This is a genomic window from Roseimicrobium gellanilyticum (assembly GCF_003315205.1).
GTDB lineage: Bacteria > Verrucomicrobiota > Verrucomicrobiia > Verrucomicrobiales > Verrucomicrobiaceae > Roseimicrobium > Roseimicrobium gellanilyticum.
In genome coordinates, this window is record NZ_QNRR01000004.1 from 547,208 (window position 1) to 570,707 (window position 23,500).

General features: G+C 60.7%; 15 protein-coding genes. 10 read left to right on the forward strand and 5 right to left on the reverse strand.

Translation table 11 applies throughout. The features are described 5' to 3' along the window. Positions 1–30 precede the first annotated feature (30 nt). The gene (locus DES53_RS14730; protein ID WP_113959022.1) at positions 31–1,596 is read left to right on the forward strand and encodes an ATPase domain-containing protein; all 1,566 of its coding nucleotides are present in this window, start codon (positions 31–33) and stop codon (positions 1,594–1,596) included. After that, positions 1,593–4,478, forward strand: a complete 2,886-nt coding sequence (locus tag DES53_RS14735) for an ATP-binding protein (RefSeq protein WP_113959023.1) — start codon at positions 1,593–1,595, stop codon at positions 4,476–4,478. Before DES53_RS14730 ends, DES53_RS14735 begins: the two co-directional genes overlap by 4 nt. A 25-nt stretch (positions 4,479–4,503) precedes the next feature. On the opposite strand, the gene DES53_RS14740 is transcribed toward DES53_RS14735, so the two are convergent. Next, entirely contained in the window at positions 4,504–5,004 is a 501-nt protein-coding gene (locus DES53_RS14740; protein ID WP_113959024.1) for a hypothetical protein, read from the reverse strand. 136 nt (positions 5,005–5,140) lie between these two features. Here DES53_RS14740 and DES53_RS14745 point away from each other — a divergent pair, with 136 nt between their 5' ends. The 5 genes from DES53_RS14745 (at position 5,141) to DES53_RS14765 (ending at position 13,311) form a co-directional block, all read left to right on the forward strand. Continuing rightward, the gene (locus tag DES53_RS14745) at positions 5,141–6,937 is read left to right on the forward strand and encodes a phosphate ABC transporter substrate-binding protein (RefSeq protein ID WP_245958175.1); all 1,797 of its coding nucleotides are present in this window, start codon (positions 5,141–5,143) and stop codon (positions 6,935–6,937) included. A 226-nt stretch (positions 6,938–7,163) separates the two neighbouring features. Beyond that, complete coding sequence (locus tag DES53_RS14750) at positions 7,164–8,615, forward strand: hypothetical protein (protein WP_113959025.1); 1,452 nt, start codon at positions 7,164–7,166, stop codon at positions 8,613–8,615. A gap of 97 nt (positions 8,616–8,712) precedes the next feature. Further along, positions 8,713–9,915 (forward strand): hypothetical protein, encoded by a 1,203-nt coding sequence (locus tag DES53_RS14755; RefSeq protein ID WP_147263415.1) that lies wholly within the window; start codon positions 8,713–8,715, stop codon positions 9,913–9,915. Positions 9,916–10,083: 168 nt separating this feature from the next. Further along, positions 10,084–12,474 carry a tetratricopeptide repeat protein gene (locus DES53_RS14760; RefSeq protein WP_113959027.1) on the forward strand — a complete coding sequence of 797 codons (2,391 nt, stop codon included), beginning with the start codon at positions 10,084–10,086 and terminating at the stop codon, positions 12,472–12,474. A gap of 93 nt (positions 12,475–12,567) precedes the next feature. Next, positions 12,568–13,311: a hypothetical protein gene (locus DES53_RS14765; RefSeq protein WP_147263416.1), complete on the forward strand. Its 744-nt coding sequence runs from the start codon at positions 12,568–12,570 to the stop codon at positions 13,309–13,311. A gap of 63 nt (positions 13,312–13,374) precedes the next feature. Here the strand turns inward: DES53_RS14765 and DES53_RS14770 are convergent, their stop codons facing one another. Both DES53_RS14770 and DES53_RS14775 read right to left on the reverse strand, forming a co-directional pair. Further along, complete coding sequence (locus DES53_RS14770) at positions 13,375–15,468, reverse strand: serine/threonine protein kinase (RefSeq protein ID WP_113959029.1); 2,094 nt, start codon at positions 15,466–15,468, stop codon at positions 13,375–13,377. A gap of 110 nt (positions 15,469–15,578) precedes the next feature. After that, the gene (locus tag DES53_RS14775; RefSeq protein WP_170157127.1) at positions 15,579–15,920 is read right to left on the reverse strand and encodes a DnaJ family domain-containing protein; all 342 of its coding nucleotides are present in this window, start codon (positions 15,918–15,920) and stop codon (positions 15,579–15,581) included. A gap of 256 nt (positions 15,921–16,176) precedes the next feature. Between DES53_RS14775 and DES53_RS14780 the strand changes: the two genes are divergently transcribed. Next, on the forward strand, positions 16,177–17,514 hold the full coding sequence (locus DES53_RS14780; protein WP_170157128.1) for a Trx7/PDZ domain-containing (seleno)protein: 1,338 nt from the start codon (positions 16,177–16,179) through the stop codon (positions 17,512–17,514). A 7-nt stretch (positions 17,515–17,521) separates the two neighbouring features. Here the strand turns inward: DES53_RS14780 and DES53_RS14785 are convergent, their stop codons facing one another. Next, the gene (locus DES53_RS14785; RefSeq protein WP_211325553.1) at positions 17,522–18,310 is read right to left on the reverse strand and encodes a class I SAM-dependent methyltransferase; all 789 of its coding nucleotides are present in this window, start codon (positions 18,308–18,310) and stop codon (positions 17,522–17,524) included. 194 nt (positions 18,311–18,504) lie between these two features. On the opposite strand from DES53_RS14785, the gene DES53_RS14790 reads away from it, so the two are divergent. Both DES53_RS14790 and DES53_RS14795 read left to right on the forward strand, forming a co-directional pair. Continuing rightward, the gene (locus DES53_RS14790; protein WP_113959032.1) at positions 18,505–18,915 is read left to right on the forward strand and encodes a YlbF/YmcA family competence regulator; all 411 of its coding nucleotides are present in this window, start codon (positions 18,505–18,507) and stop codon (positions 18,913–18,915) included. A 158-nt stretch (positions 18,916–19,073) separates the two neighbouring features. Further along, entirely contained in the window at positions 19,074–20,255 is a 1,182-nt protein-coding gene (locus DES53_RS14795) for a 3-keto-disaccharide hydrolase (protein WP_113959033.1), read from the forward strand. A 447-nt stretch (positions 20,256–20,702) separates the two neighbouring features. Here the strand turns inward: DES53_RS14795 and ileS are convergent, their stop codons facing one another. Continuing rightward, positions 20,703–23,489 carry an isoleucine--tRNA ligase gene (gene ileS, locus DES53_RS14800; RefSeq protein WP_113959034.1) on the reverse strand — a complete coding sequence of 929 codons (2,787 nt, stop codon included), beginning with the start codon at positions 23,487–23,489 and terminating at the stop codon, positions 20,703–20,705. Positions 23,490–23,500 lie beyond the last annotated feature (11 nt).

A 23,500-nucleotide genomic window follows, 5' to 3' on the forward strand; every position in this document is an offset into this window, starting at 1 on the left:
CTCCATCATAGAATAACACCCTCAGTAGCCATGACTGCGAAATCAGTGACTCCCACGGTAGCTCCCACCCCGTCTGGTGCCCCCCGCAAACGCAGCGCCACCGGCGTGGCCGGGTTGGATGACATCCTCAACGGTGGTTTCCCGCCAAATCGCATGTACCTGATCAAGGGTGACCCCGGGGTCGGAAAGACAACGCTGGGCCTCCAATACCTCTTGGAAGGATTGCGCCGTGGCGAGTCCGGCCTGTACATCACCCTTTCCGAGACGCGCCAGGAGCTTGAGGAAGTGGCGGCTTCCCACGGCTGGGACCTTTCTGGCCTGCATGTGATGGACCTGAATGTAATCCGCGAGCATAGCGACGAGGAGGCAACGAATACCTTCTTTCATCCCTCCGAGGTGGAACTCAATCGCATGACCAGCCGGATCATTTCCGAGATGAACCGGGTAAATCCTGCCCGCATGGTGTTTGACTCACTCTCGGAGATGCGCATGCTTTCGGAAACGCCACTGCGCTATCGTCGGCAGATCCTGGAGATGAAGCAGACCTTCCAGGGGCGGAACACCACGGTCCTCTTCCTGGATGATCGTACGGAGGAGAGGCATGATTTGCACATCGAGAGCATCGCCCACGGGGTGATCCACCTCTACCGCACCTCGCCTGAGTATGGCGTGGCGCGGCGCAGCCTGAATGTGCAGAAGATTCGCGGCTCCAAGTATCGCGAGGGAAATCATGATTTCCTGCTGCACACGGGTGGCATGGAGGTCTTCCCAAGACTGGTGGCTGCTGAGCACCATCAGCCCTTCGACCGCGAAGCGGTGGCGAGTGGCATCAGACAACTGGATGCGCTCTTTGGTGGTGGTCTGGACCGTGGTACCAGCAATATGTTCATGGGTCCGCCTGGGACTGGGAAGTCCACCTTGGCGCTGAAATTCATGCTGGCAGCAGCGGAGCGCGGGGAGAAGAGCCTGGGCTTCATCCTGGATGAGACGCTCGGCACCCTGCTGAATCGTGCCGGTCAGCTCGGCATGGAGCTGAAGCCGCACATCGACTCGGGTATGATCCGATTCGCGCAGGTGAATCCTGCGGAGATTGTGCCAGGGGAACTGGCCAGCATGATCCGGGACGCGGTGGAAAAGGACGACATCCGCGTGCTCGTGCTGGATAGCATCAATGGCTACCTCAACGCCCTCTCGCAGGAGCGCTTCCTCAATCTGCAACTGCATGAGATGCTGACGTACCTGAACCAGCTCGGGGTAGTCACGATCATGGTGCTGGCCCAGCAGGGGCTGGTGGGTGCCATGAAGACAACGGTCGATCTCACCTATCTCGCAGACACCGTGGTGTTGCTCCGCTTCTTTGAAGAATTGGGTGCGGTGAAGCAGGCCATCTCCGTCATCAAGAAGCGCAGTGGCAACCACGAGCGCACCATCCGTGAAATCAAGGTGGGCCCGGGCGGCATTGTGGTAGGATCACCGCTTACTCGCATGCAGGGGGTGCTTACGGGTATTCCCAATATTCTTTCCCCACAGACAAACGGCAATGGAGATGGTAACGATCATTCCAAGCCTCCTACCATCATGAAGCACGAGCTATGATCTCCCTGCCCGGCCATGATGGTCAATCTCATGATTCCACGGTAGGCCGGGATGCGGATGCGGTGCTGGATCAATACCCTGAGGTGGAGCGCCGCATCCTGTTGTGTGCTCCCACAGGCAGTGATGGCCGCACGGCCGCGAAGCTCCTGACGGGCGCTGGTCACGAGGTGATGGTGTGCACATCCATGGTAGAGGTGGGCGTGCAGATCGCGCGAGGATGCTCCGCCGTCGTGCTGGCAGAGGAGGCTCTCGGTACCATGACGGTGCCGACGTTTCTAGAGGTGCTCCATCAGCAGCCGTCCTGGTCGGATCTGCCGGTGATCATTGTCGGTGGTCGCGGCGAGGCTGTGCAGTGGCGGCTGCGACGCATGGCGAATCTTGGCCTGGGTGGGAATGTGTCCCTGCTGGAGAGACCGTTTCATCCAGAGACACTCATCAGCACCGTGGAGGTCGCGATGCGCGCGCGGTCGCGCCAGTACCAGGTGCGCACCCTCTTGCAGGAGCAGAAGGAAAGTGAGCTCCGGCTGCACAACATCTTCCAGAGTATCAGCGAGCCCTTCGCGGTGCTGGATCAGGCCTGGCGCTTCACGTATGTAAACCGCGGCTTCATGGCCCTTGTGCCACGCGGTCGCCGGGGCATTGCGAGCCTGCTCGGCCATGTGCTCTGGGAGCAGTTTCCCAAGCTGGAGGAGACTGAGCTTGGCAAGTTCCTCCAGCATGTTTCAGCGACACAGGTGCCCGGAGTGCTGGAGTTCGAGTACGAGGCCGCGCGCATGTGGTTGGAGGTGCGCGCCTACCCATCTCGCGAGATGCTTGCGCTGCATGTGCGTGATATCACCGAGCGCAAGCAGGCGGCGGAGCAGTTGCGGCGTCGCAGCGAGCGCATGCAGCTGCTCTCGGAGTTGCTCGCCCAGCTGATTGGCGCGGCGGACTCCCAGACGGTGGTGCGTGACCTCTTCCCCAAGGTGGCGAAGAATCTGGACGTCGATACCTACTTCAACTTCATGCTTGCAGAGTCGGGTGATCACCTCGTGCTGCACTCCTGCAGGGGTGTGTCCCAAGAGGTGCAGGACTCCATCCAGACACTACCGCTGGGCACCGCCATCTGCGGCACGGTGGCGCTGCTTCGTCAGCCTATCATTGCCACGGACATCCAGCATTCGACAGATCCCAAGGCTGATCTTGTGCGCGGGCTCGGCATCCAGGCGTATGCGTGCCATCCACTCATGGTCGGTGGGCGGCTGCTGGGCACGCTCTCCTTCGCCAGTCACACGCGTCCTGCATTTGATGAAGAAGAGATTGAGTTCCTGCGGCTCATCACCCAGTACGCGGCGATTGCGCTGGATCGCCTGAAGACCACGGAGGCCATGGAGAAGAACGCGCAGCAGCTTGGCGTCGCCCTCGGGGCCGCCCAGCTGGGTACGTGGAACTGGGATGCGCAGACGGATGCCATGACCATTTCCGAGCGCACGGGCGAGATCTATGGACTCAACGCGGGAACCTATCCCTCCCGCTCCGTGCTGCGCGGTCTCCTGCACCCGGATGACCGGGAGCTGGCCAAGTCCTCTGCGCAACGTTCCGTGGAGACCGGTTGTGACTATGATATCGAATACCGCGTCAGACTTCCCCAAGGAGGCTATCGTTGGGTCGCTGCAAAAGGACGCTGCGTGTTCCACCTGGATGGTTCTCTCGCGGGCATGCTCGGCGTGGCGCAGGACATCACTGCGAGCAAGGTGGCAGAGGCGCGCCTCCGTGAGTCCGCGGCGGCGGCAGAGTCAGCGAATCGATCGAAGGACCTCTTCCTCGCGGTATTGAGCCATGAGCTGCGTACGCCGCTCACGCCGGTGTTGCTGGCGGCGGATACCATGGAGCATGACGCCGAACTGCCTGCGGCATTCAAGGCGGACATTGCGATGATTCGCCGCAATGTGGAACTGGAGGCCAAGATTATCGATGACCTGCTGGATATCAGCCGCATCACAAGCGGGAAGCTGAATCTGAATCTGGAATCCGTGGATGTGAATGACTCCATCCGTCAGGTGTGTGCGATGTGCACCGCACAGATCACGGAACGCTCCATCCAGGTGCGTTGTGATTTTGCAGATGAACCGGGTACGGTGCGAGCGGACTCCGCGAGGCTGCAGCAGGTGCTTTGGAATTTACTCAACAACGCGGTGAAATTTACCCCGGAAGGTGGGACCATCAATATCCGTACGGAGCGCCTGGATGGTCACCTGCGCATTCAGGTGCAGGACTCGGGCATGGGCATTGATCAGGAACTGCTGCCTCAGATCTTCAATGCGTTTGAGCAGGGTGACATCCGCATCACCCGCCAGTTCGGAGGCTTGGGCCTCGGTCTTGCCATCACGAAGGCGCTCGTGGACATGCATCACGGCACCATCGCCGCAGAGAGTGATGGCAAAGGGACTGGCGCATGCTTTACGGTCACGCTGCCTCTGGAGACAGAAGTCCGGGCACCAGCTTCCCATTCACCTTCTGCTCAGCAGCCCGGGCGGCCGGTGTCGTTGCACCTCCTGGTGGTGGAGGATCACGCGGATACTGCCCGTGTGCTTGGCACCCACCTGCGCCGCATGGGATTCACCGTCACGCTGGCGCATACCGTGGCTGATGCGCTGGCATTGGTGGGGGAGCAGCATTTTGATCTGGTTATCAGTGACCTCGGTCTGCCGGATCAGTCCGGGTTCGAGTTGATGCGGCAGATTCACGCGATTCGTCCGATACCGGGCATTGCCATGAGCGGCTACGGCATGGCGGAGGACATCCGCAAGAGTCGAGAGGCGGGATTCTCCCAGCATCTGGTGAAGCCGGTGAATGTCACCAGGCTGGAAGAGGCGATTCGTGATCTGGTGGATGGTAAGTGACGTGCAGCGCCTGCTCGTCCAGCCACTACTTCGGCGAAGTGTCCCTCCACTTCACGCTCTGAAACATCCCGGGTGCTGCGGCCATCATGTCTTTGAGGGCTTGCTCGGCGCGCTCCACGGCGGGTGCGGTATTTACCTTGCGGAAGAGTCTCTTGAGGAATCCGGGCTCGGCGTTGACGAACATGATGAACTCATTCACCCCCTTCGGTAGCCTGGGTTGTGCGGAGGGTGGCATCGCATACTTGCTGGGATCGTCGTCTGACGCTTCACCGTCCTGGTCATCTTCATCACCTTCATCCATCACACCACAGCCAATGAACATGGAGAAGTCGGCATTCTCGAGGTAGACCAGCCAGCCCCAGTCCTCACACAGGATGCCATTGGTGGGCACGCCATGCTCCGGCAGGTGCTCATTCACGTACTCCGCGAGGCGCTTGCCCCAGCAGTTGTCATTCACCAGATCCTCATTCTCGTTGGGATACTTGGGGAATGCGGAGGACTGGAATTCTACGACGCGGTCGGGCATACTTGGTACTCCTCGGGGTCTGTTAATGTCGTGACGGATTGAGTCTCCATCCCGGGGTGCGAGATGTCGATAACAGAAAAAGACCTGCTGAAGGCGGGTGCCTTTGACTGCGTATCAAGATGGCCGACATATCCCCATGCGACTCGCGCTGCACTGCTTCCTTGCACTCGCCATCATCACGATTGCTGCGTGTACATCCGTCCACGCCCAGAGTCCCACACCGCCACGCACGGACCAGGCGAAGCCGCACGCGACCATTCAGGGCCTGTGGATGATGGGACAATCCCTCTGCGAAGGCGCGGAGTCGCTGCCGCTGGTCACCACCAAGGACACAGGCTGGGGGAACTACAGCTTCGCCCGCGGCGTGCGCACGTGGAAATACGGTGACAATGCGGCGACGCCGGAGAAGCGCCCTGACGAACAATTCGCCTTCGTCCCGCTGAAAGCCACCGTGGAAGGTGGTCTTGGAGAGACGATTGCCAATGGCATGGCGGATACGCTGAAGGAGCTGCTGATCGTTGAGAGTAGCATCCATGGTCGCGGATTCCCGCCTATTACACGAAATTCAGCGCCGCATTTCCTGGTCTCCTACGCAGGGCAGGGAGGACGACAAATCCAGGAACTCGCCAAAGCAGACCTTTCCACGGACCCACGCACGCCGGAGAATCGCCAGCACGGCGGCGGCTACTACAAGACGAGCCTGGATGATGCACGGCGTGCGGTCAAACAAGCCGCAGCCATGGGGGAGAAGTTCTCCATCAGGGCGCTCTGCTGGATGCAGGGGGAAGCCAACGGTGGACCCACGGGGGGCATCAAACCCACACGTTGGGATGAGGAATTGCCACGGGCACAGGGACTGGAGTGGTATCGCGACCAACTCATCGCTTATCGCAAGCAGTGGTCGGATGATTTGCGAAGCATCACGGGACAGACTGGTCAGATTTACATGCTCACCTACCAGACACTCGGGCCCGCCGGTGAAGCCCAGCTCATGGCGTCGGACAAGGATCTGAATATCATCATGGTGGGCCCACACTATGCCATGCCGAGTGCCATTAACAGCCGACGCACCGGCGGTATCTACGGAGACCCCATTCATCTCTCTGCCGATGCGGAACGCTGGCTCGGTGCGCAGATGGGGAAGGTGCTCTCGCACACCTTATCTGGCCTTTGGAAGCCGCTGCGGCCGAACAAAGCGCAATTGGACGCTACGCGCAGCAGCATTCTCCTGGACTTTGTTGTTCCTGTTCCACCCCTGGTGCTGGATGAAACGTTCCTTCCACGGCAGGAGAATGCCATGAGCGGTGGTTATGCATCCCTCTACGGATTTCAGGTGCGCGATGAGAAGGGAGTGGCGCAGCCGCTTACCGCTGTCGAACTGGGTCCTCCCTTTGTCCTTCAGCCCGGCTTCGCTTCTCCTCCTACAAGCATCCGACTTCATTTTGCCAGCCCTCTGCCCGCCGGTGAAAAATATGTCATCAACTACGGCCATCCCAATGCCGGTGAACTCGGCGCCATCGCCGCCTTCCGAAACGGACCTGTGGTCGAAGGCCAGCCCACCATGGAGATGATTCTCGAAGGTGATCTCTCCAAAAAGCTCAAGCCGCTCACCGATGAGGGCGCCTTCTATGTATCCAATACGGCCACCGGTCGCGCGAATACACGCGTGCCCATCCGCAAGGTTATCTTCGAGAACGGTGACACGTTCCTCCAATTCGAGGTGCGCGAACTGAGAAACGGTGTCGCCTTCAATGCAGGCCAGACTGTCGTAGCCCAGCGTCCCTTCACGTATGGGAATCTCCGTGACTCGGACACCCGTGGATCAAGCCCCTCTCAGGTCTTTGGCGATAGTGGCTACGGCACGCGGGCCGGGCAACCTTATCCAGCATGGAACTGGTGTGTGCTCTTCAGCCGGTTTCCGGTGAGCGAGTGAGTCCGTGCATCAATGACCGGAAGGATTCCATTCCGTACAAGACGGCGTCGTCGTTTCAAGGGCGTGAGCAGAGGTGGGCCCATCGGTTCCCTCCGTGGTTGCATCGCGGCGGATACAATTTGAATAACGGTGCAGGACGCAATGCTTGCGACAAGCTGCCACTGCGCTCAACGGTGGCATCGAATCATAGATGGAACGCGGAACCCCCAACCATTGATCCCCCACCATGCCCGGAGAGAATGTCAGCGTTGTGGCCTTTGGCCAATATCACACGGATGAAGCAGCCATGAAGGCGGTTCGCGAGAAAGTTGAGGCCATGCATGAAGCCCTCAAGCGCGAGGGAAAGGAGCTCGTCATCGGCATTGAGCATTCGGATGTGGACGTGCGAAAGCCGGAAACACTCACCAGATTCTATAACGAATCCCTGGTGCAAAAGTATTGTGATGAAGCCATCGCCCGGGGTGAGACTCCCACCAAGGAGGGATTCCGGGCGAATTGTGTGAACGAGGTCAATTGGAACGACTCCGTCTACGATTACTTCAGCCCAAAAGCTTCCCTGCAGGAGAAGCAAAAGAATACGGCCGCAGAGTTGCTCTTCAGCAGCCATGAGGCGCACACCCGGGAGGATGTGAACAAGGGAAAAGGAGCGGCACGCATGGAGGAGGCCCGTCTTCTCATCTGGGCGAAGGACAAGGCAACCATTCGCGGGCTCGATCCCGTCTCTGACGCGGACAAACGTCAACGACTCACCGGCGGGAGCAATCACATCCATGGCGGCTCGTTGGAAGACATGGAATATGAGCGTGTGCAGGGGATGGGGCAAAAAGCTGCGGCCATCATGAAGGACATGGCCGGTAAAAAGGGCGGCTGCCTGGTGGCCATCAATATGGGAGCGGCACACATGGGCTCGATGGAGGTGTCCCTTCGCGACCAACTGGAGAAGGAGGGGCTCGACAAGGCCCAGGTGAACATGTGCGTGATGGTGCCCCAGGAGACTCTCAGCACAGGAAAAACCGCGGTGACCAAGGCCGACGAATTGATGCGTGTATCCGTGAACGACATGCAAAGCGCTCATGCACGCCTGGAACGGCAGGTGGGAAGCCTGCAGGAGGATGTGGTCCTGGGCGAACGGCTCCTCAGCGAGTTGAATGACATGGTGTCCCGCGTGCCGGGACTTCCCGCAAATGACACGGACTTGCGAGCCCTGATCAAGGACAAACCAGCCGTGGTGGCCAAGATGCTCAACCACGAGCTCTCCAACGACGAACTGGATGTCAGCATCAAGCGGATCAAAAACGCGAGCGCACGACTCGAACGAGGGGAATTCCAGAACGCGAGGGACGCGCTGACGGCGGAACTGCGCATTCATGTCCAGAAGACGGAGAATGGGCTCAACGATGTAAGAGCAGATCTCGAAGATGCCCGCCGCAATGTGCAGTCCCATCGGGACAAGGAGCTGGCTTTTTCCGACCGGGTGGAGAAGCGTCTCGACAACAAGCCGGGCGAAGTCTTCACCTCAGTGTCACCTTCACCGGGTGGGCAGTATGATCTGAGCGGCATCGGGCAGGGACCCCGCCAGTCGGTGAGAGACAGCTTGGGGCTGGGCTCCTCTCATGCGTCCTCTTCAAATTCGGTTCAGCTGGGCACCAACAAGCCGCAGGTGAGTGTGAAGATCTAGGCTGTGCCTGCAGGCTCCGAAAATGGCCGCCTGCAGGCATTTTCCTCTCCCGCTGGCGCCCTCGCGCGAATCATGTACAATGGCGGTTGAACCTCCCATGCTGTCGTCCACCCACAGCATCCTGTCTTCTTGCGTGCCTCCCCGGGTCACCGGTCTTTGCTGCGCGCTCTTGATATTGGGATGTGATGTCGTGAAGGGGCAGGGGGCGTCATCTGTGGGGACTGCTTCCGCGAAAGAAGCGAGCGCTGTCCCACCAGAGGAACTGGCCAAAATCACCGCGGCCCGGGAGAAGGACGCTGGGTTCGACAAGCTCGTCCGGTCCATCTTTGCGGATGATGGCATTGCGGATATCCGGGTGACGTTCGGGTATGATGATACGAAGGACGCCCGCGAGGCCAATGACCCCATTCGTGCCGAGCGGTTCATGAATTCGCTGAAGGAACTGGGATTCCAGGAGCATGCGCCGAGCGAAGCTGCGGCGAAGGCGCTCGGGGTGCCTGTGGAAGCTCCGAACCTGCGCATTCTCAGTGGGCAGACGAAGAAGGGGCAGATGTTGCGCGTGGCTCTCATGTGGAGCGCCCTTTCCAAGAGTGGTACCAAGAACATTGGCATCGGCTACAAGGAGCAACTCCTGCGCAGTGGCGAGGCCATGGATTTTACCAAGAAAGCATGCGCTGAGTCGGAGGTGATGATCTACGTGGGCCACTCCCGTAGCGGAGGAGGGCCGGATACCTACCCGCCCGAGACGCGACCCGCCGCCGGTGGAGTGTCTGCGACGGACTTCTCCTATTACAAGAAGAACCGCCCCGGCATGCAGGCGCTGGGACCCTACCTGCGAAAGAGGGAGTCCACCCCGAAGCTCGTCTCGTGGACCGGCTGCCTCTCGGACGAGCATTTCCGCGATTGGTTTGCCGGGTGCTTTGCAAAGAAGTCCCACGACACCGGGGTCATCCTCTCCACCCGGCTCACCAGCTACACCCCGTGGGAGAATGCCGTGCAGGGCTACGACGAGGGAAATATGGTCGCCATCGCGATCATCCATGCCCTGTATGAAGGCAGCGATCGCTCCGCGATGGAGGAAAAGCTGCGTGCCTGCGAAATGCACCAACTTCGGGATATCGACAAACCCGCTTGGAGGCTCTCCCTGCTGCCCGGTGCCCGTCCGCAGCAAAATGCCATCGCCGCGCAAGGTGGAGCAACACCCCCTGAAGGCCAGGGTGACGGAAGTGTTCCAGCGCAAGCGCAGGTCAGGGCGCAAGCTGAGACAAAGCCCGCCTTGTCACCCGCCGGTGGGCAGTGAACTCGGGGCTGGCGCGATTCCTGCGCTGCCCGTTGTGTTTCAATCGCCGAGGCATCGCGGCGGCTGCCTGCAGTTTCGCCACGAAAAGGCGGGAGCGTTGCTCGACAACTGCGGTACCATGCGCAAATCTCCCAAGGTCATTCCCTTATCAGCATTCGAGACTCCCTCATGACGGCAAAGGAAGCCCAGAACATCCTTGAACTCGAGGCTCCATTTACCGAAGTGGAGCTCAAATCCGCGCACAAAAACGCCCTGGTCACCTGGTTTCCAGCGCAGTTCATGAGTGACCGCGCCAAGCTTACGAAGGCTCTGGAGCAGACCTCACTCATTCACGAGGCGTACGATTTGCTTCTTACCCTGTGTGAAGCGGAGAAGGAGGCCACGCCCAATGTGTTTGTCGAGGAGGCCCTAAAGCAGGCGTACGGTCCCACGCCCGCCTCGCCAGTGCGCTCGGCGCCTGAGCCGGTGCGTGCGCCGCTGGTTGAGTCCCAGACTCCTGTAGGTCCGGAGCCGCTGCCTGGCGAAGAGAGCGGGCTTACCTTTGCCCGGAATTCAGCCACGGCCGTGCCTGCATCGTTGCGACTGGAGGAACAGGAGCCCGATGAGAGCGCTTCTGTGCCATCCCAGGAGCCACCGCTCATTCCTCCGGCTCCCGCGGCAAATCCGTTCCTCCATGACATTGTCCCACTGAAAGGGATCACGGAAGCGCCCAAGGTGGAGCTTCGTGGACGGGCGACGGCGCCAATGGAGTCGCCTGGCTCTTCTGGCTCGGGCTCGCCCTTGCAGCCCCGCACCGACTCCGCGATCACCAAGGTGCGCCCCCCCAAGGTCATCATTTCCCCACGGTTGCGTGGAGCGACCGTGCAGCCTTCCATGCCCGTTGCCACGGTGCCGGTACCGCTGCCGTCTCTTGTCGCGCCAGTCCCAACAAGCCCACCCGTTCCGCCGCCACCGGCGGCACCGGTGATTGTGCCTTTGACGGCCCCGGAATCGGTTGAGCAACCGGTAAAGGCGGAAGCCTCCGTCCCGATTGCTGCGCCCATGTCTGATGTCGCCGCGGTTCCCGTGGCGCCAGAGATCGAGCCTGTACTGCCCGCGCCCGTGGTGGAGCTGGAGGCAAAGGCTCCCACGGTTTCGCCCGCTCCAGTCCCGATTCTCGCAGAGCCTGCAGTAGTACCTGAACCGATCGCACCTGCGCCAGAGGTGGAGGCGAGAGCAACGGAGGCGCTACCTACGCCTGCGGTGCCGGAGATGGTTCCCGAGCCTGTCGTGCCGTCGAGTGGGTCAGAAACAGAAGTTCCTGAAGCACCCACTCACGCCGCACCTGAGGTGACGGCTGCGCCTCCTGCTTCCGCGCCCGAGCCGCCCGCACCGGCGAAAGCGGAGGCGACTGTGGTGCTCTCGGAATCGGCAGCACCAACCGCAGCGCCTGCATCCGCCCCAGACGCTGAAAAGGCGGAAGCACCTGAAGCCGCAGCGGAACCCAAAGCGCCAGAGTCGGCCACCCCCCGGTCTCCGGAACCCGTTTCCCTGCCTGTTGAGCAACAGGAGACATCGGTCGCCCTGCCTCCGACAGCGGTGGCGTCTCTTGGGATCGCTGCTCCGGAGTCTCCAGCCGGCAGCACGCCAGCGGTTGCTGTCGAGACTTCTGCGCAGCAAGGGCATCGCATCCCTGCCGCCATGGCAGAGGAGACTTCCGCTGCGGCCCGGGCCTCCCACCACGCGCCCGCCGCGCTGGTGGTGGCAGCATCCGCGGCTGCGGCAGCACATCCCGGGAATCACGCTCAAGCCCCCATTGCGCGGCCACATCCTCCTGCACCAGCGAATGGAAAAGGCAAGACGGCTGCAGAAGTCGAGGCTGAGGAACACCCCGCTGGCGATCACGCTCTGGTACCAGCGTTGGGTGATCGTTATCACCCTGCCGAGAAAGAGGGCTCGCCGAACACGGATACCACACGGCATTTTCCCACACGTCCCGTGGCGCCCAGTTCGGGCTCGAAGGCCATGGATGTTGAGGAAGCCGCTGCTTCATCCGCGGCCAGCCGTGTTTCCGAGGCGGCGCATGTGCCTGCAGGAACCGCTCAACTCACCATCTGGCAGAGAATCGGGCGCTTCTTGCTTGCGATCGCCTGCGTCGGCGGCGTGGGTTACGGCATCTACTGGGTGGCCAATTCAGATCTTGGTCAGGACCCTTGGGGAAAGAAGCCTGGCTCTGGCGGCCCCATGGAACGTGTTCGCAAGATGGCGTTTGAAAGCCAGAAACACGCGGCAGAGCGCGGCAACGCGAACGCGCAATTCTCCATCGGCAAGGCGTACCAGAACGGAGATGGTGTGCAGGAAAACCACGAGGAAGCGCTGAAGTGGTTCCGCATGGCGGCGGACCAGGGCATGGTGGATGCACAGTACGCTGTGGGAGACGCGTACAAGAATGGCAGGGGGGTGCCCGCGGACAATGCAGAAGCTCTCCAGTGGTATCGCAAAGCGGAAGCCACGCGTGAGGAGCAGCGGGGGGCGAAGGAAAAGAAAGAAGAAAAGGAAGAGGATCTGCGACTGCAATAAGGGCGCGTTCGGCGGCTTTTGTGCAACATGCCAAGTCCCTCACGTCATCCGTGTCTGACTTGCCTATAACCCTGGGTTGGGCCTTTCTGCGATATGTCTGCCAGATCGAGAAAACTAAAAGCTCGCTGGGTGGTGCTCGCCGTGGTGGTTGCGTGCGTTGCCGGTCTGGCACCGTTCATCCGTGAGATCTATCTGGCAGCAGCCATCCAGAATGCCATAGCGCGCAATGTAGAAATCACGCTGAATGATACGAGCTATGAATCCGTGCCGAAGGTCCTCGATGAGGTCATCCAAAAGTCTGTTGAGTGGTACGGTGAATGGACGCACGCGAGTTCCAATCAACGTGAACTCTACTATTATCGGATCACGACTCCCTTCAGGGCTGGCCGGCTTCGGAATCTTGGGATCTATGATCCGAAGAATTTCGATGAGCGGCTTGGGGATGTGATCCGCAGGTGCCGCGGTCTGCAGTCGGTAGAGGTGCTGGACTGGGGAGGGTGGGGCAGTCCTCCCACGCCACCGGAGTCGTCCTGGCGCTCCTTGTGCGAGGCCTTGCGTACCCTGCCCCGGTTGCACACCCTGGGAATAGGCAGCGAGGAACTCACGGATGCCGCTCTGGCGCCACTCGCAGGGCATCCCACGCTGCGTACGATCACCATGGAACGTGTGCCGATGAGCATCACCCCGGAATCAGCGCGTACCTTTGCCAGCATCCCCCATCTGAAGGAGCTCATCTTGGGGGAGCCATCGCGAACGACAGAGGAAGTTTGGACCGAAGCGGCGATTGCCCGCTTTCGGGCCGCGCTACCGGGGGTGAGCGTGACGATTCCCAAATGATTCGCATCCCGCCGCTCTTCCCTCGAAGAGACTAGCGACGGGGCCATGCTTCAGCCGCTTTCCTCAATACCTTGAGCCGGGCTTCTGGAAATACTCCTGCACCACGCGGTACTCCTGGCCGCTGCGTTCTTCCCAACCCATGGCGTAGGGCCAGACCATGAGCTCCACCACATCGCCTTTGAAGAGATTCTCCGGCTGGGAGGTGTTGCTTTCGGAGATGCGGATTTCATTGAGGATATCCGCTTTCTCCTTGGGAGCGTCCGCTTCGGCACGACCTTTGCCTCCGTCCTCCGTGCGGATGGAGAGCAGCATCTTGCTGGTGTTGGCGTTCCAGCTGATGCCCACCAGGTTGAACATTTTCGCCGGGCGTCCGGTCACCTTCGCCTCCTTGATGGTGGGGCCGATTTTCATGCCGAGCTTCCACTCGTTGTTGGGGTAGGCGCGAACGCTCAGATGGCCCTTGTCCTCGGAGTTTCGGATATTCAGGCACCGGACGTCTTTGTCGCTGATGTTTGGCCGCACCAGCATCACCACCGTGAGGCCGGGGTCCTTCTGGGTGCCCCCGAGCGGGTACTCTTTCGCGGAGGGATTGCTCAGTGCCATGGTGTGCACCATCCCGCTCGTCCCTTCGAACCGGAGAAGTCCGGTCCGGAACTTCAACCCGGAGAGCGTCTCCTGGAGATAGAGGGGGCAGTTCTGCTTTTGGCGACCGAAGGCTGAGAGCGACCCATCACCCGCCGCGCCGGAGAGGTCATGCCAGGTCAGCACCCTGTCTCCAGACTTCGCGGCCACCACAGAGGCATTTGGCTCGGAGTAGGCGTCCATCTTTTCGCCGGCGCGGTAGTGCAGAATGACACCCGGCTGGATGAAATTTGCTGCGCGCGGAGGTGGTTCCGGACTGGTGGGCGAGCCAGGGGCTTGACCGGCGATGCTTGGGCCAGAGCTGCCGGGTGCGCTGGGCTTCGGCTTGTCCCCACCCATGAACATGAAGGCAAGAGCGCCTACCACCAGCAGCCCGCCGCCGATCGCGTAGATCATCATCTTCTTCTTGTTCATGCCGCCCTCTTCATCCTCTTCGACCTTGGCAGGTCGGCGTCCGGGTGAGGGGAGGGGTGTGGGAATGGAACCGGTAGGGCGGCGTGGAGGCACCCCGCCAGTTGGTTTCCGTGGTGGTACGGTACCGGTGATACGCTGGGAGACGGAACCTGTGGGGCGTGGAGGGATATGCCCTGTGGAGACACGTGGCACACCAGGAGCGGGCGCGCGATAGACGGGCTCATCCGGCACGGCCACGGCCACTTGCACTGAGTCGGCTCCTTCGGAAAGCCAGCCAGCGACCGCAAGGCCGCGTAGGGAGTTCAGCGCCTGCTGGGCATTTGTTGGGCGGTGCGAGGCATCCAGGTTGAACAGCCACATCACCCAGTCGCTTACCGGTTGGGGAATGTTAGGCGCGATTTGCGAGAGGGGATAGACCAGATGCTGCAAATGGGCCTCCATGACGCCACGCACCGTGTCCGCCTCAAAGGGGCGGCGACCGCTCAGCGCCTGGTAGAGCACGCACCCCAGCGAGTAAAGGTCCGTGCGTCCATCCAGGGGCTTCCGATTGAGCTGCTCGGGGGCCATGTAGTAGATGGAGCCGAGAATGTTCCCCTTCTGGTCCTCGGTCATTTTCTTCGCGCCGTAGGACATGCGGGCAAGGCCGAAGTCGAGCACCTTCACCTGTAGGCGTCCGCTGGGCAGGCGGCGGACCTTGATGTTCTCCGGCTTCAGGTCGCGGTGCAGCACACTCTGGCTGTGTGCGGAGACGAGCGCCTCCAGCGTCTGGGTGGCCAGCTCATTGAAATCCGGCAGGCTCATGGCCGCGGCGCCAATCCAGTCCGCGAGGGTGTCTCCCTCCACGAGCTCCATCACCATGAAGAAGCCCTGCTCATCACTCCCAAGGTCGAAGACAGAGACGACATTGGGATGCTGGAGCGTGGCGAGCGAGGCTGCCTCCTTCTTGATGTTGCCGGACTGGCTGTCCCCCTTGTCAGATTCCTCCTTGCTCAGCAGGCGTTTGATGGCCACGTACCGGTCGAGTTGGGTATCGTAGGCTTTGTACACGGCGCCGGCCCCCCCTGCGCCCAACTCCTCCAAGATTTTGTATCGTGCCTGCATGCCTTAAGGTGAAATATTCCACAATCTATCTGGGACGATACCCGTCTGCCAAGCAGGAATCGGTTTGTGATGTTCGTCTGAGGCAGGAAAAACATCAAAACGCCCTGAAGTCACCCTGCGGCGTCCGCTTTGAGACTGCGTTTCATGCGTTCCAGAGCCATGGCCAGTTCGGTTTCACGCACCATCAGCTCCTTTTTCAGCGCTTGCTTCTCCTCAGTATCCGTGACCGTGGTGATTCGGTCACGCAGCCAGTTCACACCACGCATGGCCTCCACTTCCGGTGGTATGACGCCCGCGCTCTTCAGCATGCCGAAACCCGCCCGTAGCGAGGAGGGGGCGGCAAAATAGCCGTCCAGATCGAGTGGCTTTCCCTTGCCAGAGATCAGCGCCTCTTCGCCGGCTTCCAGGGACTCCAGGATTCGGGCTTCTGCGACAGAGGCGAGGGCGGACATGGGGGGTGCATGAAGATGCTGCGAGTGACGACGGCTGCAAGGGTGATGGCCCACCATCTTCCACTACATCACACGGGTCCTGATCACGCGTGAAGGATATGCGTGCGTGAGCATCATCTATTCCCCTAAGCATTCTCTCTGAATGCTGAAAGGGTCTGTTTCAACCTGCGTAAGATGTCGCTGTGAACAGCAACGCCGGGCTAATGGTGCCATCTGGCGGTTTGGCATTTTCTCTCATTCATCCTTCTCCATACCCATGAAAAACACGGCCTCACTTCTCGCGGTCACCGGTTGGCTTCTCTTCATGAGCACCCCTCTCTCCGCCGAGGCGGTGAAGGACCGCGAAGGCGCCGTGCGCAAGGACAAGGCGACGATGGAAAATGACGCGCGCTGGATCTACAACGATGTGCAGCGCGGCTTCGACGAAGCGAAACGCACGGGCAAGCCGCTGCTCGTGGTGCTGCGCTGCATTCCCTGCCTCGCCTGCATGGGGCTGGATGCGAGCGTGCTCACGGAAGCTGAGTTGCAGGCGGTCTTGGACAAGTTTGTGTGCGTGCGAGTGATCAATGCGAACGACCTCGACCTCTCAAAGTTCCAGTTCGACTACGACCTTTCTTTCTCCACGATGTTTTTCCATCCGGATGGCACCGTGCTTGGCCGCTACGGATCATGGACACACCAGAAGGATGCGCAGGATGCCAGCACCCTGGGCTATCGCCGCACCCTGGAGGCGGTCCTTGCCTTGCATCAGGGCTATTCTGCGAACAAGGAAAGCCTGAGCGGAAAGCAGGGTGGCCCGGCGAAGTTCAAGACCCCGGTGGACATCCCATTTCTCGCCGGGAAGTACAAGCGTGAGCTCGACTGGGAGGGCAAGATCGTGGGGAGTTGCGTGCATTGCCATCAAGTGGGCGATGCCTTTCGCGCCACCTATCGTGAGCAGAAACAGGCCATTCCCGCGCAGTGGATCTATCCCATGCCTGCACCGGACACCGTGGGCATGGTGATGGCGCCGGATGACGTGGCGAAGGTGAAGGAAGTGCTGCCCGGCTCTGCGGCCGCCAAGGCCGGCGTGAGCGCAGGAGATGTGATTGCGAGCATCGAAGGACAGCCAGTGGTGTCCATCGCGGACATGGCGTGGGCTTTGCACAATGGCCCTGAGTCCGGCTCGCTGGGAGTGATGGTGCGCAAAGGTGGGGCAGGGGAGCCAGCCGCCATGAAACTGGAACTCGCACCGAACTGGCGCACCAAGTCAGACATCTCCCGCCGCGTCGCCACCTGGCCCATGCGCGGCATGGCCTTCGGCGGCATGGTGCTGGAAGACCTGCCGGATGAAGAGCGCACCGCCCGTGGCCTGAGCAAGGATCAACTTGCCCTCCGCGCCAAGGGCGTGGGTCAGTACGGCAAGCATGCCACGGCGAAGAACAACGGATTCCAGAAGGAAGATGTGATTGTGAGCTTCGCGGGTGTGGAGGAGCGGATGACCGAAGGTGAGATCATCGGCTACCTGCTCACCAACCATTTCCCCGGGGAGAAAGTGTCTGTAACCGTCCTGCGTGGCAGCGAGAAAAAGGAACTCAAGCTGCCGATGCAGTAGTTGGGCTTCAGGAGAGTTTGTGTCCCACGAGCACCGGCTGAAAGAACACATCGTCGATGCGCCGCACATCAGTAAACCCCGCTTCTTCCATGAGTTCAGCCAGGCGTGAAAGGGATACGGCGTAGTACGTGGCCCGGTTGGCACGCAAGATGGGCTCCGCATCAGCGGGATGCTCGATCACGTAGAAGGTCGTATCGTAATGCGGTGGTGAGGACTCCCAGACCTGGAACAGGACGTAGCGTGAACCCGCCGCCTCGCGCACTCCGTAAGGCTGAAATTGCGGAGGCCCCATGAGATCCATGGTCGCGTAATCCCTCGCTGACACGAGGCAGATGCCATCCTGATTTGTACAGGCGTAAAATTGCCGTAGAGCGGCCAGGATATCGGCATCGGAGAGGAGATGGGGCACGGAATTGTCGCAGGAGATCACCACGTCAAAGGTGCGATGGTGGTGATCATGTACGTGACGCATGTCCGCTACGCTGGCGTGCAGGGAGAGACCGCGCTGCTGGGCCTCCCGCTGGGCACGCTCGATGGCTGTAGGAGAAATGTCCGAAGCGGTGACGTCATACCCGAGCGCCGCCAGTGCCAGGCTTTGAGTGCCGATGCCGGAGGCCGCGTCCAACACGGTGCGGAGATGCGGTCCGCCCTCGGAACGAATGATGGAATCCAAAGCCCTGCCCTGCCGCCCCATGCTTGCCTCCCAATCCGGGTAGATGAGGTGGTAATAAGGAGTCAATGAGTCGTAGAAAGCAGGCGTGGACATCGCAAAAAGACCGGGTTGGTCGCTCAACATGCAGGCAAATGTGCAAACGTGCAGAGAAAACTCAATGTCTGCCCCGGCCTTCATGAGCCGCTTCTTTTTGCGTTCTCTGCGTTCTTTTGCGGCCATTCCCTTCAGCCTCGCATCCATCCATGAAGGTAAGGGACCGCGATTTTCCGTGGAAACGCATTCGCATTCCCGCCGGAGTGTCCTAGCCTGTTCCCATTATGACTGCCACCGCCATCTCTACCATTGAAGAACATCTGCAAAACCTCTGCGAAGCCATCGCCAATGATGAAGACGTGAAGGCCGCTCGCGCCAACGCGGAAACCTTCCTCTCGGATGAAGAGGCCGTGAATCTCTACCGCGAAGTCGCCACCACCTCACACGACCTCGAGCGTCGCCATCGTGCCGGCGAAATCATCTCGGATGAGGAAGTGGGCGCCTATGAAAACCTTCAGGAGAAGGCGGACAGCCACCCCGGCATCCAGAGCTTCCAGGAGGCGCAGCAGGTCCTCCAGCGCATCGCGAACATGGTGAACAAGCACGTGACCAAGACCCTCGAAAAGGGCCGCGTGCCCACGTCCGAGGAGATGGCCAGCAGCGGTGGCTGTGGCTCCGGCTGCGGATGTCACTGATCGTCGGTGATGTTTTGATAGAAACCCGCCGCTCAGAGCGGCTTTTCCATCCCGGTTTCACAAGGTTCTCCTCGTCCCCCTCACGTGGACGCGGGAGCGCTTTGCTGAGACCGGTTCGTTTGTCATCATTCATCACGCCCGTTCCCCCGATTCATTCCATGAAACGCGCACTCTTCACCCTGGCCGCGACTGCCGCAGCGCTGCCTTCACTGACCATGCCCCTCCAAGCCGACGGTGGATTCTACGGCGACCCGCCGGATGCCACGCATCCTTGGGCCATCCATGACATGAATCGTCCCCAGCCACCCCGCGTGGAGCCGGGCACATTCAGCTCCCAGGAAGTCCCGGGCAAGCCGCCGGCGGATGCCGTGGTGCTCTTTGATGGCTCGGAGTCCGCAATTGTGAACTGGGTCTCTGACAAGAATCCCTCCGAAGCCACGAAGTGGGAGGTGAAGGGGGGCGCGCTCCAGTGCGTGCCCGGCTCCGGCTACGTTCGCAGCAAGCTCGAGTTCGGCGACTGCCAACTCCATGTGGAATGGTCCGCTCCCTCCAAGGTGGAAGGCAACAGTCAGGGCCGTGGTAACAGCGGCGTCTTCCTCATGGGCCAGGTGGAGGTGCAGGTGCTGGACAACTATGAAAACCCCACCTACGCCGACGGCTTCGCTGGCTCCGTGTATGGCGTGAATCCCCCCATGGCCAACCCGCTGCGCAAGCCGGGTGAGTGGCAGTCCTATGACATCGTCTTTCGTCGTCCCGTGTACAAGGACGGCCAGCTCGTGGATCCCGGCTACCTCACCGTCTTCGTGAATGGCGTGCTGGTGCAGGACCACACCCCGCTGCAGGGCGGTGGTGGCCACAAGGGACGCACGAAGGATCGTGCATTCCCCGAGAAGGGACCGCTCAAGCTCCAGGATCACGGCAACCCTGTGCGCTATCGCAACATCTGGTACCGCCCGCTGCCGAAGCGCGCCATCGAAGGCGGCGACACCAGCGTGATGAGCGAAGAGGCCACCACTGCGAAGCGTGCTGAGATCGCCAAGGGTATCCGTGAAAAAGCAGCGAAGCTCGAAGGCAAGGAGAAGATGCTCGGCCTCATGGAATCCCTCTGCTATCAGCAGGATGCGGCGGCTTTGGAAGCGAGCACCAAGCTTGCCGGTGAATACGTCGCCAGCATCAAAGCCGTGCCCGCCGACAAGATCGAGTCCAAGAAAGGCGAAGTCATGCAGGTGCACAACGCGCTGCAGTACATGAAGAAGTTCAAGCTTCTGCCGGAAGACTTTGCCGCGACTGCGGACATCGCTGCCATCGTGAAGGAGCGCGAGTGGGATAAGAAGAAGTAAGCCGGTATCCGGTACGACAGTGCGACGGTGAATGCCTCGCACCGCTTTTTTGTGCAGTGGAAAGTAGTCCGCCGAGCTTCGGCGGTCAGTGGCTTGCATGACGTACGCTATGGTATCGGAAAACTAGCCGACTGGTAGTGCGAACGCTTTGCGTCGTGGAGTGCGGTGGCAAGCGCTAAGGCGCGACACCGCTTTGAGCGAAGCTGGTGATCGGACATAAACGAATCACGTTCTAACTTCCCCAGGCTCCGCGGTCCTGGATTTCTTTCACGGTGCACCTTCGTGCATGCGAAAACCCTTCGTTCAAAGCGGTGTCGCGCTTGAAGCTTGCCACCGCACTCCATGACGCAAAGCGCTCTGGCATACGTCAGCAGACATGCCCCACGGCATCAGCCGCAAGGCACTTCCCAACTGACCGCCGAGGCTCGGCGGACTACTTTCCTTTTCTCACACCGCGCCCTCGCACCGGTCACACAGGTCCGCATGCGACTGCGTACCCACGCTCGGCAGGTACTTCCAGCAGCGTGCGCACTTCTGGTGCGGCGAATTCAGCACTTCGGCGAAGAGTTCGGCCTTCGGCTCACGCGTCAGCTTCAGCGTGGAGAGAATGAAGAATTCCTCCATCGTCGCGCTGTCCTGGAACACCGCATTGGCGAAGCCTTCCTCCGGCAGCGTGACATTCACCGTGGCTTCCAGGTTGGCGCCGATGCGCTTTTCCTGGCGGGCCTTCTCGATGGACTGCTGGATGACGGCGCGGACCTTCAAGAGGTCTTCCACGGCGGCGCTGGCTTCTTCACCGGCGAAGTCGGGGTCGGGCTGTGGGAATTCCTCCACGTGCACGCTCTCCGTCTTGCCGAGATACTCCCACGTCTCATCCGCCGTGAAGGCGAGGATGGGCGCGAGCAGCAGGCACAGGCTTTCGGTGATGCGATGCATCGCAGTCTGCGTGGCGCGACGACGCGGGCTGTCCAGGCGATCGCAGTAGAGACGATCCTTCGTGATATCGATGTAGAGCGAACTCAGGTCGACGGTGCAGAACTGGTTCAGCGCATTGAAGACCTTGCGGAATTCAAACGCATCATACGCCTCACGGCATTCCTTCGTCACGCGATGAAGGCGCTCGAGGATCCAGCCATCCAGCAGGGTAAACTGCTCCTTGCTCACGGCATCCTTGTTGGCATCGAAGCCATTCAGGTTGCCGAGGAGCACGCGCAAGGTGTTGCGGATGCTGCGATAGTTCTGTGTGGATTGCTCGAAGAGTTGCTCGGAGAACGGCACCTCATTCTGATAGTCCACGGAAGCCGCCCAAAGGCGCACGAGATCGCCACCGTACTTGTTGTAGTAGTGGGACGCGGTCATGGGCTTTGCGTTCTTGTTCGTGCCCTGATCCGATTTGGAGATCTTCGCACCGCTCGTGTCCACCACAAAGCCGTGGGTGATCACACTCTTGTACGGTGCGGTGCCACGCGCGACCACGCTGACCATGAGTGAGCTCTGGAACCAGCCGCGATGCTGGTCCGTCGCTTCGAGATAGAGGTCCGCAGGCGCGCCGAGTTCAGGGTGGCGATCCAGCACGGCCACGTGGCTGCAACCGGAGTCGATCCACACGTCGAGCGTATCCACACCACGGCTCGTGCCTTCGGGAAGGCCGAGCATCTGTGCCCAGGTCGCGTCGTCCTTTTCGAACCACGCGTTGGTGCCTTCCTTTTCGAAAATGTCAGCCACCTTGCAGGCGAGATCCGCCGTGAGGATGACCGAGCCGTCCTTCGCGTAGAAGGCGGGCAGCGGCACACCCCACGTGCGCTGGCGGCTGATGCACCAGTCGGGACGGGATTCCACGGTGCCAAAGATGCGGTTGCGCGCCCACGCGGGCAGCCACTGCACCTTGTCGATTTCTTCCAGAGCTTTGCCGCGGATCTTGTCGATCTTGATAAAGAACTGTTCCACTGCGCGGAAGATGATCGGAGTCTTCGAGCGCCAGCAGTGCGGGTACTGGTGCACGTAGTTCTCACGCGCCAGCAACGCGCCCTTCTCACCCAGCAGGGTGATGATGGGCTCGTTCGACTGGAACACGTGCTTGCCCACGAGGTCAGGCAGACCCACCTCACTGGTGTAGTGACCCTTGTCATCCACGGGGGAGAAGATCTCCATGCCGTGGGCCTTGCCCGCAAGGTAGTCATCCTGACCGTGGCCGGGTGCGATGTGCACCTGGCCGGTACCGGTGTCTGCGGTGACGAAGTCGGTGTTGATGACCTTCGACGTGCGGTCGAGGAAAGGATGCTGAGCTTGCAGTCCGGCAAAGGCGCTGCCCTTCAGCGTGGCATGTTCCTTCGCAAGCGTGAAGCCGGTCTTCGCGGTGAATTCCCCGAGAAGATCCTTGTACACCACGAGCTTGCGCGTCTCGCCAGCAGCGTTGGCGAAGTCGCCGACGATGTAGCCAAACTCGGCATGAAGCGCGATGCCCAGGTTCGCGGGCAGCGTCCAGGGTGTGGTGGTCCAGATGACCATCGAGGCACCCTTCAACTCTGCAGGCAGGGAAGGGGAGTCCACGAGGTTGAAGGCCACGTAGATGGCAGGGGAGGTCTTGTCCTTGTACTCCACCTCAGCTTCCGCGAGCGCGGTGCCGGCGCCATAGCTCCAGATCACCGGGCGCTTGCTGCGGTAGATGAGGTCCTGCTCCACGAACTTTGCGAAGGTGCGGATGATGTCCGCCTCATACGCCGGGTCGAGCGTGAGGTAGGGCTTCTCCCAAGTGCCGAAGACACCGAGGCGCTTGAAGCTCTCGCGCTGGATGTCGATGTACTTCCGCGCGTACTCCTCGGACTTGCGGCGGATTTCCACCGGGCTCAGGCCGGCGCTTTCCTTCACTACGCGGAATTCGATCGGCAGCCCGTGGCAGTCCCATCCGGGGACGAAAGGCGCGTAATAGCCCAGCATGCTCTTGGACTTCACCACGAGGTCCTTCAGCACCTTGTTCAGGGCCGTGCCCATGTGCACGTCACCATTGGCGAAGGGCGGGCCGTCGTGCAGGACGAACTTCTTGTTCCCCTTCCGGCGCTCCTGAATGCGCTCATAGACGTTGGCGGCTTCCCATTGCGCGAGACGCTGCGGCTCCCTCTCTGTGAGGCTGGCGCGCATGGGGAACTCCGTCACCGGCAGGTGCAGGCTGTCCTTGTAAGGATTCGGGGCTTCCTTCTCCTTGTTCTTTGCTTTCTCAGGCTTCTTGTCGCTCATCAGGGTTTGTC

What these genes read in the sequence shown, in the direction of transcription:
- DES53_RS14730 (WP_113959022.1), top strand. Translation starts at nt 31, where the DNA reads ATGACTGCGAAATCAGTGACTCCCACGGTAGCTCCCACCCCGTCTGGT.
- DES53_RS14780 (WP_170157128.1), top strand. Translation starts at nt 16,177, where the DNA reads ATGAAAAACACGGCCTCACTTCTCGCGGTCACCGGTTGGCTTCTCTTC.
- DES53_RS14785 (WP_211325553.1), bottom strand. Translation starts at nt 18,310, where the DNA reads ATGTTGAGCGACCAACCCGGTCTTTTTGCGATGTCCACGCCTGCTTTC.
- DES53_RS14775 (WP_170157127.1), bottom strand. Translation starts at nt 15,920, where the DNA reads ATGTCCGCCCTCGCCTCTGTCGCAGAAGCCCGAATCCTGGAGTCCCTG.
- DES53_RS14745 (WP_245958175.1), top strand. Translation starts at nt 5,141, where the DNA reads ATGCGACTCGCGCTGCACTGCTTCCTTGCACTCGCCATCATCACGATT.
- DES53_RS14735 (WP_113959023.1), top strand. Translation starts at nt 1,593, where the DNA reads ATGATCTCCCTGCCCGGCCATGATGGTCAATCTCATGATTCCACGGTA.
- DES53_RS14750 (WP_113959025.1), top strand. Translation starts at nt 7,164, where the DNA reads ATGCCCGGAGAGAATGTCAGCGTTGTGGCCTTTGGCCAATATCACACG.
- ileS (WP_113959034.1), bottom strand. Translation starts at nt 23,489, where the DNA reads ATGAGCGACAAGAAGCCTGAGAAAGCAAAGAACAAGGAGAAGGAAGCC.
- DES53_RS14790 (WP_113959032.1), top strand. Translation starts at nt 18,505, where the DNA reads ATGACTGCCACCGCCATCTCTACCATTGAAGAACATCTGCAAAACCTC.
- DES53_RS14770 (WP_113959029.1), bottom strand. Translation starts at nt 15,468, where the DNA reads ATGCAGGCACGATACAAAATCTTGGAGGAGTTGGGCGCAGGGGGGGCC.
- DES53_RS14740 (WP_113959024.1), bottom strand. Translation starts at nt 5,004, where the DNA reads ATGCCCGACCGCGTCGTAGAATTCCAGTCCTCCGCATTCCCCAAGTAT.
- DES53_RS14795 (WP_113959033.1), top strand. Translation starts at nt 19,074, where the DNA reads ATGAAACGCGCACTCTTCACCCTGGCCGCGACTGCCGCAGCGCTGCCT.
- DES53_RS14755 (WP_147263415.1), top strand. Translation starts at nt 8,713, where the DNA reads ATGCTGTCGTCCACCCACAGCATCCTGTCTTCTTGCGTGCCTCCCCGG.
- DES53_RS14760 (WP_113959027.1), top strand. Translation starts at nt 10,084, where the DNA reads ATGACGGCAAAGGAAGCCCAGAACATCCTTGAACTCGAGGCTCCATTT.
- DES53_RS14765 (WP_147263416.1), top strand. Translation starts at nt 12,568, where the DNA reads ATGTCTGCCAGATCGAGAAAACTAAAAGCTCGCTGGGTGGTGCTCGCC.